Annotated in this window: 14 protein-coding genes; 4 read left to right on the forward strand and 10 right to left on the reverse strand. The window is 72.9% G+C overall.

Translation table 11 applies throughout. The features are described 5' to 3' along the window. Positions 1-10: 10 nt before the first annotated feature. The 7 genes from SKED_RS14275 to SKED_RS14305 all read right to left on the reverse strand — a co-directional run bounded on the left by SKED_RS14275 (position 11) and on the right by SKED_RS14305 (position 5,926). On the reverse strand, positions 11-658 hold the full coding sequence (locus tag SKED_RS14275) for a DUF1684 domain-containing protein (RefSeq protein ID WP_012867880.1): 648 nt from the start codon (positions 656-658) through the stop codon (positions 11-13). A gap of 68 nt (positions 659-726) precedes the next feature. After that, positions 727-1,599, reverse strand: coding sequence for a MurR/RpiR family transcriptional regulator (locus SKED_RS14280; RefSeq protein ID WP_012867881.1), 873 nt, complete (start codon positions 1,597-1,599; stop codon positions 727-729). Then, entirely contained in the window at positions 1,596-2,426 is an 831-nt protein-coding gene (gene phnE, locus SKED_RS14285) for a phosphonate ABC transporter, permease protein PhnE (protein WP_012867882.1), read from the reverse strand. The genes SKED_RS14280 and phnE (SKED_RS14285) overlap by 4 nt, the downstream gene beginning before the upstream one ends. Beyond that, on the reverse strand, positions 2,423-3,268 hold the full coding sequence (gene phnE / locus SKED_RS14290; RefSeq protein ID WP_012867883.1) for a phosphonate ABC transporter, permease protein PhnE: 846 nt from the start codon (positions 3,266-3,268) through the stop codon (positions 2,423-2,425). Before phnE (SKED_RS14290) ends, phnE (SKED_RS14285) begins: the two co-directional genes overlap by 4 nt. Further along, positions 3,265-4,068, reverse strand: a complete 804-nt coding sequence (gene phnC / locus SKED_RS14295; protein ID WP_012867884.1) for a phosphonate ABC transporter ATP-binding protein — start codon at positions 4,066-4,068, stop codon at positions 3,265-3,267. The genes phnE (SKED_RS14290) and phnC overlap by 4 nt, the downstream gene beginning before the upstream one ends. Beyond that, the gene (phnD, locus tag SKED_RS14300; protein ID WP_012867885.1) at positions 4,065-5,036 is read right to left on the reverse strand and encodes a phosphate/phosphite/phosphonate ABC transporter substrate-binding protein; all 972 of its coding nucleotides are present in this window, start codon (positions 5,034-5,036) and stop codon (positions 4,065-4,067) included. Before phnD ends, phnC begins: the two co-directional genes overlap by 4 nt. After that, positions 5,033-5,926, reverse strand: a complete 894-nt coding sequence (locus SKED_RS14305) for an HAD family hydrolase (RefSeq protein ID WP_012867886.1) — start codon at positions 5,924-5,926, stop codon at positions 5,033-5,035. The genes phnD and SKED_RS14305 overlap by 4 nt, the downstream gene beginning before the upstream one ends. A 229-nt stretch (positions 5,927-6,155) precedes the next feature. On the opposite strand from SKED_RS14305, the gene SKED_RS14310 reads away from it, so the two are divergent. The 4 genes from SKED_RS14310 to SKED_RS19145 all read left to right on the forward strand — a co-directional run bounded on the left by SKED_RS14310 (position 6,156) and on the right by SKED_RS19145 (position 9,686). After that, positions 6,156-7,472 (forward strand): class I SAM-dependent methyltransferase, encoded by a 1,317-nt coding sequence (locus SKED_RS14310; protein WP_012867887.1) that lies wholly within the window; start codon positions 6,156-6,158, stop codon positions 7,470-7,472. Positions 7,473-7,474: 2 nt separating this feature from the next. Next, positions 7,475-8,611 (forward strand): glutamate--cysteine ligase, encoded by a 1,137-nt coding sequence (locus tag SKED_RS14315; RefSeq protein ID WP_042438096.1) that lies wholly within the window; start codon positions 7,475-7,477, stop codon positions 8,609-8,611. An 89-nt stretch (positions 8,612-8,700) separates the two neighbouring features. Continuing rightward, positions 8,701-9,156: a PadR family transcriptional regulator gene (locus SKED_RS20545; protein ID WP_012867889.1), complete on the forward strand. Its 456-nt coding sequence runs from the start codon at positions 8,701-8,703 to the stop codon at positions 9,154-9,156. A 53-nt stretch (positions 9,157-9,209) separates the two neighbouring features. Continuing rightward, positions 9,210-9,686 carry a hypothetical protein gene (locus tag SKED_RS19145; RefSeq protein ID WP_143755756.1) on the forward strand — a complete coding sequence of 159 codons (477 nt, stop codon included), beginning with the start codon at positions 9,210-9,212 and terminating at the stop codon, positions 9,684-9,686. A 96-nt stretch (positions 9,687-9,782) separates the two neighbouring features. Here SKED_RS19145 and tsaD read toward each other — a convergent pair whose 3' ends face one another. From tsaD to SKED_RS14340, 3 genes are all read right to left on the reverse strand, one after another. Then, the gene (gene tsaD, locus SKED_RS14330) at positions 9,783-10,826 is read right to left on the reverse strand and encodes a tRNA (adenosine(37)-N6)-threonylcarbamoyltransferase complex transferase subunit TsaD (protein ID WP_012867891.1); all 1,044 of its coding nucleotides are present in this window, start codon (positions 10,824-10,826) and stop codon (positions 9,783-9,785) included. Between the two features lie 119 nt (positions 10,827-10,945). After that, on the reverse strand, positions 10,946-11,839 hold the full coding sequence (locus SKED_RS14335; protein WP_012867892.1) for a sulfurtransferase: 894 nt from the start codon (positions 11,837-11,839) through the stop codon (positions 10,946-10,948). Next, positions 11,836-12,477, reverse strand: a complete 642-nt coding sequence (locus SKED_RS14340; RefSeq protein ID WP_342626423.1) for a GNAT family N-acetyltransferase — start codon at positions 12,475-12,477, stop codon at positions 11,836-11,838. Before SKED_RS14340 ends, SKED_RS14335 begins: the two co-directional genes overlap by 4 nt. Positions 12,478-12,488: the final 11 nt, after the last annotated feature.

The raw sequence follows: 12,488 nt of genomic DNA on the forward strand, positions 1-12,488 counted from the left end.
AGCGTCAGGCTCAGAGCTCCGCGACCAGGTGCTTCTCCGGCGCCCGCTCCCCCACGGGCAGCGGGACGGCGAGCGTGTTGTCGGGCGGGGCGAGCGGACAGGCCCAGGCCGGGTCGTAGGCGCACGAGGGGTTGTAGGCGAAGTTGAGGTCGAGCACGAGCCGACCTCCTGCGGTCTGGCCGAGGTCGGCACCCTTGATCGTGTCGAGCAGGTAGCGCCCGCCGCCGTAGGTGCCGCCCGCCTGCCCGGCGCTGGAGTCCTTGAGCGGGACGAACAGACCCCCGCCGTACGAGCGCAGCGCCCAGAGCCCGAGGGTTCCCAGTCCGTCGAGCTCGACGAGGCCGACCCGCTCGAAGGGGACGACGCCGTCGGTGCCCGTCGCGACGTCGAGCCGGCCCTCGGGAGCGGGCTGCACCTCGACCTCGAAGCGGAACGCCGGGTCGTAGGGAGCCACGTCGAGCCCGGTGAAGCTCGCTCGGCCGGCATCACCGAGGGCTGAGGCCGGGTGCGTCGCGAACATCTCGTCGCGGTCGCGCACCCAGGCGGCGTGCGCCGCCGCCGGGTCGTCGACCGCGAGCTCCCGGACGTGCGCGTACGTCGCGGCGGTCCTGCGTCGCCAGTCGGCGACGGCCAGCACGCTGTCGGCTGCGGGTGTCATGGGTGGCTCCTCCGTGGTCGGGACCGTCCCATGATTCCCGAGGCGAGGGTCTTCCGCGACCGGCCGGGTCAGTCGGACAGGTTGGCGCTCAGCACGTCGAGCACCCGCGAGCGCACCTGACGGGAACGCTCCCCCAGCCGGTCGGCGACCACCTCGACGAGCGCCTCGAGGACGATCGCGTGCGGGACACGGGACGTGTGCTCGAGCTCGGCGCGGAACGACCCGGCAGCGGGACCGACGACGAGCGCCACGTCGGCGAGAGCGGTGAGCGGCGACTCGACGAAGCTCGTGAGCACCACGACGGTCACCCCCGCGGCCCGTCCGGCACGCGCCACCCGCAGGCTCGACTCGCTGGCGCCGGACCCGGAGACGACGAGGCACAGGTCCGCCGAGGTCAGCTGGGCGGCGGCGATCTGCTGGCCGATCGGGTCGGCCACGCACTCCGTCGGGCGGCCGACGGCGGTGAGACGCAGGGCGAGGTCGGCCGCGAGCGGTGACGACAGCCCGTTGCCCGTCACGAGGACCCGTCCCGCGCCGACGCACAGCGTGACGGCGCGCTCGACCTGGTCGTCGTCGAGCACGCTGGTGATCTGCGGGAGCGTCGCCGCGAGGCTCTCGACGTGCGTCCGGACCCGGCCCACGGCGGTGTCCGGGTGCGTGGAGGGCTCGGCACCGCTGGCGAGCTCGCGGGCGAGCGCCACGCGCAGCTGCGGGTAGCCGCGGTACCCGAGGCGCTGGCAGGTGCGGATCACCGACGAGCGGGCGACCCCGGCCCGGTCGGCGATCTCCTGGGCCGTGGCCTCGACCGCTCCCGCGACGTCGTCGAGGACGAGGTCGACGACGCGCCGCTCGGTGGGCTGGAGGGTGTTGCGGACCGTGGCGATGCGCACCGAGGGCCACACGTCAGGCCCAGGGTCGGCGGGGTCGAGGACCGTGCTCATCGTGTCGTGCTCCCGTCGGTGAGGCGGCGTCGCACCGCGCCGGAGATCGCGTCGATGCCCATCGTGACGACCACGACGACGATCAGCAGCACCCCTACGGTGGACCACTCACGGTACTGGGTGTACGAGGTGAGCATGTCGCCGATCCCGCCGACTCCGATGAGCCCGAGGACCGCCGACGCACGGACGTTGATCTCGAAGCGGTACAGCCAGAACGAGAAGAAGTCGGTCGCGGCGCCGGGCCACACCCCCCAGCGCAGCGCCTCGACGGTGGAGCCGCCGGCGGCGCGGACCGCCTCGACCGGGCCGTGGTCGACGCCCTCGACGGACTCGTACCCCCACTTGCCGAGAGTCCCGACGCTGTTGACCGCCAGGGCGAGCGCACCGGTGAGCGGTGTGAGCCCGGTGACGGACAGGATGATGATCGCGATGATGATCTCGGGGACCGCCCGGATGAGCGAGAAGAGGCCGCGGAGCCCGGCCCGCACCGGCGCGGGCGCATAGCCGCGTGCGGCGAGGAAGCTCAGCGGGAAGGACACGAGGACACCGAGCACGGTGCCGAGCCAGGCCATCTCGACCGACCGGAGCGTCTGGCGCAGCGCCTCGGGCAGCTTGTCCCAGGAGGGCGCGGAGAACATCAGGTCGAGGTAGTGGACCACCTGCCCGGGCAGGCTGGCGAGCCGCGACCACTGGATGTCGACGGACCAGAAGGCCGCGAGGGCGACCGCCGTGGCTGCGCTGAGGGCCACGGCACGCAGGACGCGCACCGGGCGGCGCGGGGCGACGACCTCGGTCCGGGTGGTGCGGGTGGGGGCGAGGGTGGTCATACGAGCCTCCGTCGGACGATCGAGCTGACGAGGTCGATGACGAGGACGGCCACCAGGATCTCGAGGATGATGAGGGAGAGTTGGTCGTACCGGTAGTACGTGCGCACGGCGTCGACGAGGAGGCCGAGGCCCCCGGCCCCGACGAGCCCGAGGACGCTCGACGCACGGACGTTGAGCTCGAGGACGTAGAGCGTCTGGTTGACGAAGCTCGGCAGCATTTCCGGCAGCGCGATCGTCCGGTTGATCTGGGTCTGGGTCGCGCCGGCGGCGCGCCCGGCCTCGAGGGGACCGCGGTCGGAGCCGTCGATGGTCTCGGAGACCATCTTGACGATGATGCCGACGTTGAACAGCACGAGCGCGATGACCCCGGGGAGCGCACCGACGCCGACCATCGCGACGAGCACGGCGGCGTAGAGGAGCTCGGGGACAGCACGGACGACGTTGAGCGCGAGGCGCACGGCGCCGCGGGTCCACCGGTTCGGGTTGGTGGGGCGCGCGGCCCACATGCTCACGGGCAGCGCGACCGCTGCCCCGACCACCGTCGCGACGACGGCCATCTGGAGGGTCTCGAGCATCGGCTCGACGGTCCGTGGGAAGAACGACCAGTCGGGGCTGAACAGCTTGACGATCCTGTCGGCACCGTTGCGCCAGTTCCGGGCGATGGCGTCGGCGTCGAAGCCGATGGCCCACGGGCTGAGCGTGGCCGCGGTGAGGAGCACGACGACGGCGAAGGCCGCCCAGGGCTTCCAGCGGCCGGCGGGGCGCGGTGGGACGGCGAGCGGTGCGCCCGCAGCGCGCGGGTCCGCCCCGCTGGTCGAGGCCGGTGTCGGTGCGGCCCTCATCCGCCGAGCACATCCTGCTGGCGGATGCTGCGCCCGTAGATCTCCTCGAAGACCGCGTCGCTGGCTGTCGCGGCGGGGCCGTCGTAGACGACCCTGCCGGCGCGCAGCCCGATCATCCGGGTGCCGTACTCCCGCGCGAGGTCGAGCAGGTGCAGGTTGGTGAGCACCGTGATGCCGAGCTCGGTGTTGATGCGGCGCAGGTCCCCCATGACGGCGTGCGCGCTGGGCGGGTCGAGGCTGGCGACGGGCTCGTCGGCGAGGACGATGCGGGGCTCCTGCGTGAGGGCTCGCGCGATCGCGACGCGCTGCTGCTGCCCGCCGGAGAGGTTCGACGCGCGCTGCCACGTCTTGTCAAGGATCCCGACGCGGTCGAGCGCCTCGAAGGCGAGCTGCTTGTCGGCCGCGGTGTACGCGCCGAGCAGGGTGCGCCACGTGGGGGTGTGCGCGAGGCGCCCGACGAGCACGTTGTTGAGGACCGTCGTGCGCTTGGCGAGGTTGAAGCCCTGGAAGATCATGCCGATGCTGCCGCGGACGGCGCACGTCTGGCGGCTTGAGAGCGACCCGAGGGTGTGCTCTCCGACGGTGACCTCGCCCGAGGTGACCGGGACGAGCCCGTTGATGGTGCGAATCAGCGTGGACTTCCCCGATCCGGAGAGCCCGACCACCGAGACCATCTCGCCCGCCTCGATGTCGAGGGTCACGCCGTCCAGGGCGGTCACGCCGCCGGGGTAGCGCACGGTGACGTCCCGCACCCGGACGGGCCAGGAGCGGGACGTCACCTGCTGGGGAGCGACGGTCACTGGAGACCGAGCTTCTCGGCGGCCTGCGCGACGACGTCGAGCGTCGAGGGGTCGGCCGGGGCGAGCTTGGAGATCGAGTAGATGTCCGTGAGGATCTGCGAGCCCTCGGGGGTGCTCGAGTAGTCCGCGAGCGCGGTCGTGATCTTGTCCTGGAGCTCGGGCGACAGGTCGGCCGACAGGGCGACGCCGTCGTTGGGGATCTCGTCGGTGAGCGCGAAGACGACGACCTCCTGGCCGACGTCCGGGACGTCCTTGGTGACGATGTCGCGGGCGTCCCAGAAGCTGAAGCCGACCTCGGCGTCACCGTTGTAGACCGCGAGGACGCTCGCGTCGTTGGTGGTCACGGGGATCTGCTCGATGCCGTTGTCGGTGTCGATGCCGGCGTTCTTCAGCGCGAGCACCGGGTAGATGTAGCCGGCCGGCGAGCCCGGGCCGAGGAGCGCGACCTTGGCGCCCTCGACCTTGGTGATCGAGTCGAGTCCGGCCGGGCCGACGAGTGCGTCGGCGCCGTTGCAGAACAGCTTGCCGTCGCGCTCGACCGGGGTGTCGTCGCAGTACTTGTCCGGGTTGTTCGTCATGAGCTGCGCGGGGTACGAGATGTTGCCGTTGCGCTCGGTCTGCAGGACGACGGACGCGTCGTACATGTCGGAGGCCTGCCACAGCTGGAGCGAGGGCAGGAAGCCGATCTGCGCCTGGCCCGCGCCCATCGCCTCGACGGCGGCCTGGTAGTCCTTCGAGACGACCCCGGTGACCTCGATGCCGAGCTCGTCGGTGAGGAAGTCGGTGAGCGGCTTGGCGGTGTCCACGAGCCCGCCCTGGTCCTGCGAGGGGACGAGCGCGAGGGTGAGGGAGGTCGGGTCGGCGGCCGGGCCGCCGTCGGTGCTCCCGGAGGCGTCGGAGCTGCAGGCGGCGAGCGAGCCGAGGGTGAGGAGAGCGACGGAGGTGAGTGCCAGCTTCGTGAGCTTCACAGGTCTGCCTTTGCGGTGGTGGGTGCGGTGCGGTGAGAGGTGGAGGGAGCGGTGCTGGTGAGGTGCTGGACAGGGGGTGCGTGGTGCGGCCGGCGGAGGTCGGGCGCTGCCGAGGCCCAGGCGGTGATGCTGGGGGCGAGCCCGCCGAGGGTGTCGGCGCGGTACGTCGCCCGGGCGTCGCCGGCTCCGGCGCGGGTCAGGAGGGCTGTCGTGGCGCCGCGGGCCCAGACGGGCTCGAGGTCGTTGTGCCAGACGTCGCCGACGCTCAGGACGGGACCGCGGGCGAGCATCTCGTCGACGAGCGCGTGCATCCCGTCGGGCTTGCCGACCGAGGTGCGGACCTCGTCGAAGGCGTCGGTGACGCCGAGGACCGCGAGCGCCCGGTCGAGACCGGTGCTCGGTGCGTTGGTCGCGAGCACGAGGTACGTCTGGGTGCTGAGCCTGCGGAGCCAGGAGGCGAGGTCGTCGGGTGCCCGGGTCCCTCGCGCCGGTTCCAGGGCCGGTGCGGCGATGGGGGCCTTCTCGGTCGCCAGCAGCTCACGGCTGGCCAGGTAGGCCGCCGACAGCAGCGCGGTGTCGGCCCCGTGGAGGAGGGCGACCTGACGGACGAGGTCGTAGTCGTCGACGGCGTCTGCCGTGAGGACGCTGCTGGTGCCGGTGCTCGTGGTGCCGGTGCTCGTGGTGGTGGTGCTCGTGCTGGTCGTGCTGGTGCTGGTCGTGCTGGTCTCGCCGTGCAGCCCGGCTGTGACGGCAGCCCGGAAGCCGTCGGCGAGGCCCGGGGCGAGCCGCGTCGCGACCTGCGCGGCGTAGGCGAGCACAGGGCCGTCTCCGACGGTGATGGTGCCGTCGAAGTCGAAGATGATCACGCGGTCGCGTGCCGTTCTCGTCACGTGCCCTCCGGAGCCGGTGCGGTGCGCACCACGGCTGTGGACGCGCTGTCCACACTAGGAGGGCTCTATGGACGCTTCGGCGACGGCAGGGTGAACGGCGCATGACGGCTCGACGGACGCTCGGGGGCTCTGGAGCCCTGGAGCCCTGGAGCCCGACCAGACCGTCCGCGGGCGTCCGCGGGCGTGAGCACGGCCAGCCGCAGGGCGGCAGTCGTGAAAAGATCGCGGGATGGAACCGTCCGCGCTCGCCAAGCTGCTCGACCAGGAGGCGTGGGCCCTGCTCAACGCCCTCCCGCCCTACGAGGAGAAGCTCGCGATGGTCCTCTCCGAACGGCTGCGGGCCAAGGGCTTCGACCCCGAGGTCGTCGCGCTGGTCCTCACCCAGTCGCGACTGCGCGCCAAGGCCGAGCCGAAGTTCGGGCCCTTCGCCGACGGGATGCTGTTCACCCCGGCGGGGCTCGAGCAGGCCACACGCCTCGTGGTCGCCGCGCACCACGCGCAGCGCTACCTCGCCGCCGGCATCACCACCGTCGCGGACCTCACCTGCGGGATCGGTGCCGACTCGATGGCCTTCGCCGGCGTGGGACTCACGGTCCTGGCGACCGACCTCGACGAGGCGACCGCCGCCGTCGCCACGGTGAACCTGCGCGCCTTCCCCGAGGCCGTCGTCCGTCACGCCGACGGCCTCGCCCTCGACCTCGCCGCCGAGGGGCTCACCGGCGGCACCGGCGGCATCTACGCCGACCCGGCCCGCCGCACCCGTTCCGGCAAGCGGATCTTCGACCCGAAGGCCTACGCCCCCGCCCTCGACGACGTCTGGGCGCTCCGCGACCAGGTCCCGGCCGTCGGCATCAAGGTCGGGCCCGGCATCCCGCACGAGGGCCTGCCCCAGGACTGCGAGGCGCAGTGGGTCTCGGTCGACGGCGACGTCGTCGAGGCCGGGCTCTGGTTCGGCCCGCTGGCCCCCGACGGCCCCGGACGATCGGCGCTGCTCCTGCGCACCGACGGCGGGCAGACCTCCGCACGCACCTACCGCGGCGACGGCATCGGGACCGGCACAGGCGAGGGCGAGACGCTGCCCGACGCCGTCGAGGGAGTCGACGGCGTCGGCCGGTACCTCTACGAGCCCGACGGTGCCGTGATCCGGGCGGGGCTCGTCGCAGACCTCTCGCGAGAGCTCGACGGCCGGCTCCTCGACCGCACGATCGCCTACGTCACCACAGACACCCGGCACGACGACGCCGGGCAGGTGCCCCTCGCCACCGGGTACCGGGTCCTCGACACGATGCCCTTCGGCGTCAAGCGTCTCAAGAGCTACCTGCGGGCCCGCGACGTCGGCCGCGTGACGATCAAGAAGCGCGGCACGGCCGTGACCCCCGAGTCGCTGCGCGCCCAGCTCGCGCTCAAGGGGTCCGCCGAGGCTACGCTCGTCCTCACCCGGGTCGCCGGCAGCCAGCAGATCCTGGTCGTCGAGCCCCTCGGGTCCCCGGCTGCACCCACCACCACGCCCGGCTCCACGCCCGGCAGCCCGTCAGACTCGGAGTGACCATGCACCTGCCCTTCGCCCAGTCGGAGCGGTCGACCGTCGGCATCGAGTGGGAGCTCGCCCTCGTCGACAAGGACTCCGGCGACCTGCGGCAGGTCGCCCAGACGGTCCTCGACGCGGTCGCCCCGGCCGACGGGTCGCAGCACCCGCACATCCGCCAGGAGCTGCTGCTCAACACCGTCGAGGTCGTCTCGGGCGTCTCGCGGACGGTCCGACAGGCCGGCGACGACCTCGTGCGCAGCATGGAGGAGATCCGTGAGGTCACCGACCCGCTGCGGGTCGAGCTCATGTCCGCCGGGACGCACCCCTTCGCCCGGTGGGCGCAGCAGAAGGTCACCGACAAGGAGCGCTACGCGACCCTCATCGACCGGACCCAGTGGTGGGGCCGGCAGATGCTCATCTACGGCGTGCACGTGCACGTCGGCATCGAGGACCGCGACAAGGTGCTGCCCATCTCGCGCGCCATGCTGGGCTACTTCGGCATGTTCCAGTCGCTGTCCGCCTCGAGCCCGTTCTGGGGCGGCAAGGACACCGGCTACGCCTCCAACCGCGCGCTGATGTTCCAGCAGCTGCCGACCGCGGGCCTCGGCTTCCAGTTCGAGGAGTGGGAACAGCTCGAGGGCTACGTCGCCGACATGATGCACACCGGCGTCATCGACCAGTTCGACGAGGTCCGGTGGGACCTGCGCCCCTCCCCCCGGTTCGGGACCCTCGAGACGCGCATCTGCGACGGCGCGTCGAACATCACCGAGGTGCTCGCGTTCGCCGCGCTCAACCACTGCCTCGTCGAGCACCTGTCGACGCTGCTCGACCAGGGCAAGGAGCTCCCGACGATCCAGCCGTGGTTCGCGCAGGAGAACAAGTGGCGATCGGCCCGCTACGGCATGGACGCGATCGTCATCCTCGACCGGGCCGGCAACGAGGAGCTCGTCACCGACGCGATCTCGAAGCTGCTCGTCGAGCTCGAGCCGGTCGCCCAGCGCCTCGGCTGCCTCACCGAGCTCGACGGCATCCGCACGATCATGCGCCGAGGCGCCGGGTACCAGCGTCAGCGCGCCGTCGCCCGGCGCAACGGCGGCGAGCTCGACGCGGTCGTCGCGTCGCTCGTCGCCGAGATGCGCGCCGGCAAGCCGCTGTAGCCAGCGCCAGCTGCTGGCACCCGCCGACCAGCGCACGCACCTGCCCGGTAGTGGGCATCGCCAGGTAGTGGGTATAGGCTGATTGGGTGATGACGGCTCCGCACGACACGCAGCTCCTCAAGGGTGTGCTCCCGACCCTCGTGCTGGCAGCCCTCGCGGCCGGAGAGTCCTACGGCTACGAGCTCGTCACCCGGCTGCAGGCCGCCGGGCTCGGGTCGCTGACCACCGGGACCGTCTACCCCGTCCTCACCCGGCTCGAGCGGGACGGGCTCCTCGCGGCGCACCTCGTCCCCTCGACGAGCGGACCGGCCCGCAAGTACTACAGGCCGACGCCCGCTGGCCACGCGAGCCTGACCGACGGGGTCGCCGGGTGGACGGCACTCGACGCCGTCGTGCGCGCGCTCGCCAGCGGTGCCAGCCCCGCGAGCAGCGCCTCCGACGCGGCGTGGGGCTCGGCCGGTGCGACGACGCCCGGCACCGCGACCACCGCCTCGCCCTCGCCCTCGCCCTCGCCCTCGCCCTCGACGACCGGAGCCGACCGATGACGATCGCCACGCCCCCTCGCCTCGGTACCGCGGACCGGCTCAGGCTCGCTGCGGTGACCACGCGCCTGTCCGTCCTCCTCGAAGACCTCCCGGCCCGCCGCTCCCGCGAGGTGCGGCGCGACGTCGAGGCAGAGCTCGTCGCCGCAGCGGCAGACGGCGGGATGCGGGAGGCCGTCGCCGGGCTCGGGTCGCTGCGCATGCTCGCCGCGGGCTACAAGGAGGCCGAGGGGCGTCCGCTCCCCCGGTGGTGGACCGGTGGGGCGGCGGCATTCGTCGTGGCCGTCGCCTGGATGGCGGGCGCGGCCGTCTACGTCGCCGGGCTGCTCGACGGCAGCGCCGCGGCGGGCCCCGGACCGACGACCGTCACCGGGTGGTACCTCTGGAGCGACGTCGTGGCGACGAGCTCCGCCGACAGCATCGGGATGTCGTTCGAGGGCCCCGGACCTCTTGTCGGCCTGGCGACCGTCGCCGTGGTGTTCTTCGTGGCAGGCCGTGGGTGGCGGTTGCTGAGAAGACTCGCGAGCTCGTGAGCTCCGAGCGAGTTCGTGAGCTCCGAGCGAGTTCGTGCCGTAGACGGATCGATCTCGCTCCGAAGTCACGAGCTCGGCAGCTGTGCGACGGTACGGCTAGACGCTGACGGTCGTGAGGGGCATCGAGGAGTCGACGGGGATGTCGAGGCTCGACGGGGCGACGCCTGCCCGCACGACGGCGGAGCCGAGGGCCGCGATCATCGCGCCGTTGTCGGTGCAGTAGCGGATCGGCGGGATGCGCAGGGTGATGCCCGCCGCCGCGCAGCGCTCGGCCGCGAGGTCGCGCAGCTGCGAGTTCGCCGAGAACCCTCCGCCGATGACGAGGGTGTCGACACCGTTGCGCTCGCACGCCGCGATCGTCTTGGCGGTGAGGACGTCCGCGACAGCCGCCGCGAAGGACGCCGCGACGTCCGCCGTGGGGATCGGCGCGCCGGAGTCGGTGTGCGCCTCGACCCAGCGGGCCACGGCCGTCTTAAGGCCGGAGAACGAGAAGTCGTACATGTGCTTGGCCTGGTCCTTCGCGGCGGTGAGACCGCGCGGGAACCGGATGGCCGTCGGGTCGCCCTCGCGGGCCAGACGGTCCACGTGCGGCCCGCCCGGGTAGGGCAGGCCGAGCAGGCGGCCCACCTTGTCGAAGGCCTCGCCCGCTGCGTCGTCGAGGGTCGAGCCGAGCTCGGTCACGTCGGTCGCGATGTCGTCGACGAGGAGCAGCGACGAGTGGCCGCCGGAGACCACCAGAGCCATGAACCGCTCGGGGAACTCGCCGTGCACCAGCTGGTCGACGGCCGCGTGGCCGACCACGTGGTTCACCCCGTAGAGGGGCTTGCCGAGGGCCACCGCGAGCGCCTTCGCCGCCGACGCACCGACCGTCAGCGGACCGACCAGGCCCGGACCGGCGGTCACGGCGATCGCGTCGACGTCGGAGAGCCGGACGCCGGCCTCGTCGAGCGCGCGCTCGAGGGTGGGCACCATGGCCTCGAGGTGAGCACGTGAGGCGACCTCGGGGATGATGCCGCCGAACCGGGCGTGCTCGTCGACCGAGCTGGCGACCGCGTCGACCAGCAGGTCGTTCCCGCGGACCAGGGCGACACCGGTCTCGTCGCACGAGCTCTCGATGCCGAGGATGAGGGGCGCAGACATGCTCTCAGCCTAGGACACCGCGGAGGGTCGCAGAGACACCAGACTCAGCCTCGGGAGGCGGGCAGGCTGCGGGTCGCACGCCATCGCGAGCCCCGTGGCCGACGGTCGAGGACGAGCCCTCAGGCGCCGACGGCGACCGGGCGCTCCGGGTCGTTCGACCACTGGGACCACGAGCCGGGGTACAGGGCGGCGTCGATGCCGAGGCTCGCGAGAGCGGCGACCTGGTGGGAGGCGGTGACGCCCGAGCCGCAGTAGACGGCGACCTGGCGCGGGCCGTCCGTCCCGGGACGCGGCGCCTCGGGAACCACACCCGCGGAGACGAACCTCTCGAGCAGGGCCTCTGCGGGCAGCATCCTCCCGGAGCCGTCGAGGTTCCCAACGGTCGGCAGGCTCACCGCGCCGGGGACGTGCCCCGCCTGCGGGTCGACGGGCTCGGTCTCGCCGCGGAACCGCTCGCCGGCACGGGCGTCGAGCAGGACGCCGTCGGATGCGGTCTGCAGGGCAGCGTCGGCGTCGACCACGGGCATGCGACCGCTCGAGAGGGTGATGTCGCTCTCCGGGACCACCACGTCGCCGCTCTCGAGCTCCCCGCCGCGCGCGACCCAGGCGCTCAGGCCGCCGTCGAGGATCCGGACGTCGTCGACCCCGGCCCAGCGGAGCAGCCACCACGCGCGTGCGGCAGAGGTACCCGACACGTCGTCGTACACGACCACCGGGACGCCACGTCGGACGCCCCAGCTGCGTGCGGAGTCCTGGAGCGACCCGAGGGTGGGCAGCGGGTGCCGACCGACCGCCGGCGAGGCAGGGCCGGCGAGCTCGGTCTCGAGGTCGACGAAGACCGCACCGGGCACGTGGCCCGACTCGTACTGCGCTCGTCCGTCGGTGCGGCCGAGGGCCCAGCGGACGTCGAGCACCGTGAGCGGCTTGCCGGAGTCGAGCAGCCCCTGGAGACCGGCCGGGCCGACGAGCACGCGGGCGCGGCGCTCGTCGAGGTCGACGGCGTGGTCGCTCACGAGGTCTCCTGGGATGTCGCGGGGGGCGTGCTGGGGCCGGCGTTCGCCGAGGGAGCGGCGGCTGCGGGTGCGGCACCGGCGGGGTCGGAGACCGCCGAGGGGGCCGTCGCCGAGGGCTCTGCGGGCACCGAGACCGCAGTCAGGTCGAGGCGCATGGTGTACGCGTCGACGTCCTCGGGCTGGTAGTACCGCTTGCGCAGTCCGAGGCGCACGAAGCCGAACTTCTCGTACATGGTGATCGCCGCCGCGTTGGTCACCGCGACCTCGAGCAGGACCCCAGTGGCGCCGAGCTGGCGCGAGCGGTCGACGAGGGCGACGAGCAGCTGCGAGCCGATCCCGCAGTGCTGGGCACGGGTCGCGACGCCGAGGGTCATGACCTGCGTGATCTCCCCGTCGAACCACAGGCCCGCGTACCCGACCACGTCACCGGGGCCGGCGCGGTCGAGCCGGACCTCCTCGGCCGCGACGTACCAGCGTCCGACGCCGCCGAGCTCCTCGGCGAGCATGCCGTAGCTCCACGCACCACGCCCGAACAGCTCGACCTCGAGGCCGACGACCTGCGGCAGGTCGCTCGCCCGGAGCGGGCGCACCCGGGCCTGCGTCCGTGACGCCGAGCCGGGTCCTGAGGCTGAGGCCACGCCTGCGGGGT

The sequence above is a fragment of the Sanguibacter keddieii DSM 10542 genome (genome assembly GCF_000024925.1).
GTDB classification, from domain to species: Bacteria; Actinomycetota; Actinomycetes; order Actinomycetales; family Cellulomonadaceae; genus Sanguibacter; species Sanguibacter keddieii.

Coding starts and splice junctions, on each gene's coding strand:
- SKED_RS14275 (WP_012867880.1), bottom strand. CDS start 658: ATGACACCCGCAGCCGACAGCGTGCTGGCCGTCGCCGACTGGCGACGC.
- SKED_RS14280 (WP_012867881.1), bottom strand. CDS start 1,599: ATGAGCACGGTCCTCGACCCCGCCGACCCTGGGCCTGACGTGTGGCCC.
- phnE (WP_012867882.1), bottom strand. CDS start 2,426: ATGACCACCCTCGCCCCCACCCGCACCACCCGGACCGAGGTCGTCGCC.
- phnE (WP_012867883.1), bottom strand. CDS start 3,268: ATGAGGGCCGCACCGACACCGGCCTCGACCAGCGGGGCGGACCCGCGC.
- SKED_RS14310 (WP_012867887.1), top strand. CDS start 6,156: ATGGAACCGTCCGCGCTCGCCAAGCTGCTCGACCAGGAGGCGTGGGCC.
- SKED_RS14315 (WP_042438096.1), top strand. CDS start 7,475: ATGCACCTGCCCTTCGCCCAGTCGGAGCGGTCGACCGTCGGCATCGAG.
- SKED_RS20545 (WP_012867889.1), top strand. CDS start 8,701: ATGACGGCTCCGCACGACACGCAGCTCCTCAAGGGTGTGCTCCCGACC.
- tsaD (WP_012867891.1), bottom strand. CDS start 10,826: ATGTCTGCGCCCCTCATCCTCGGCATCGAGAGCTCGTGCGACGAGACC.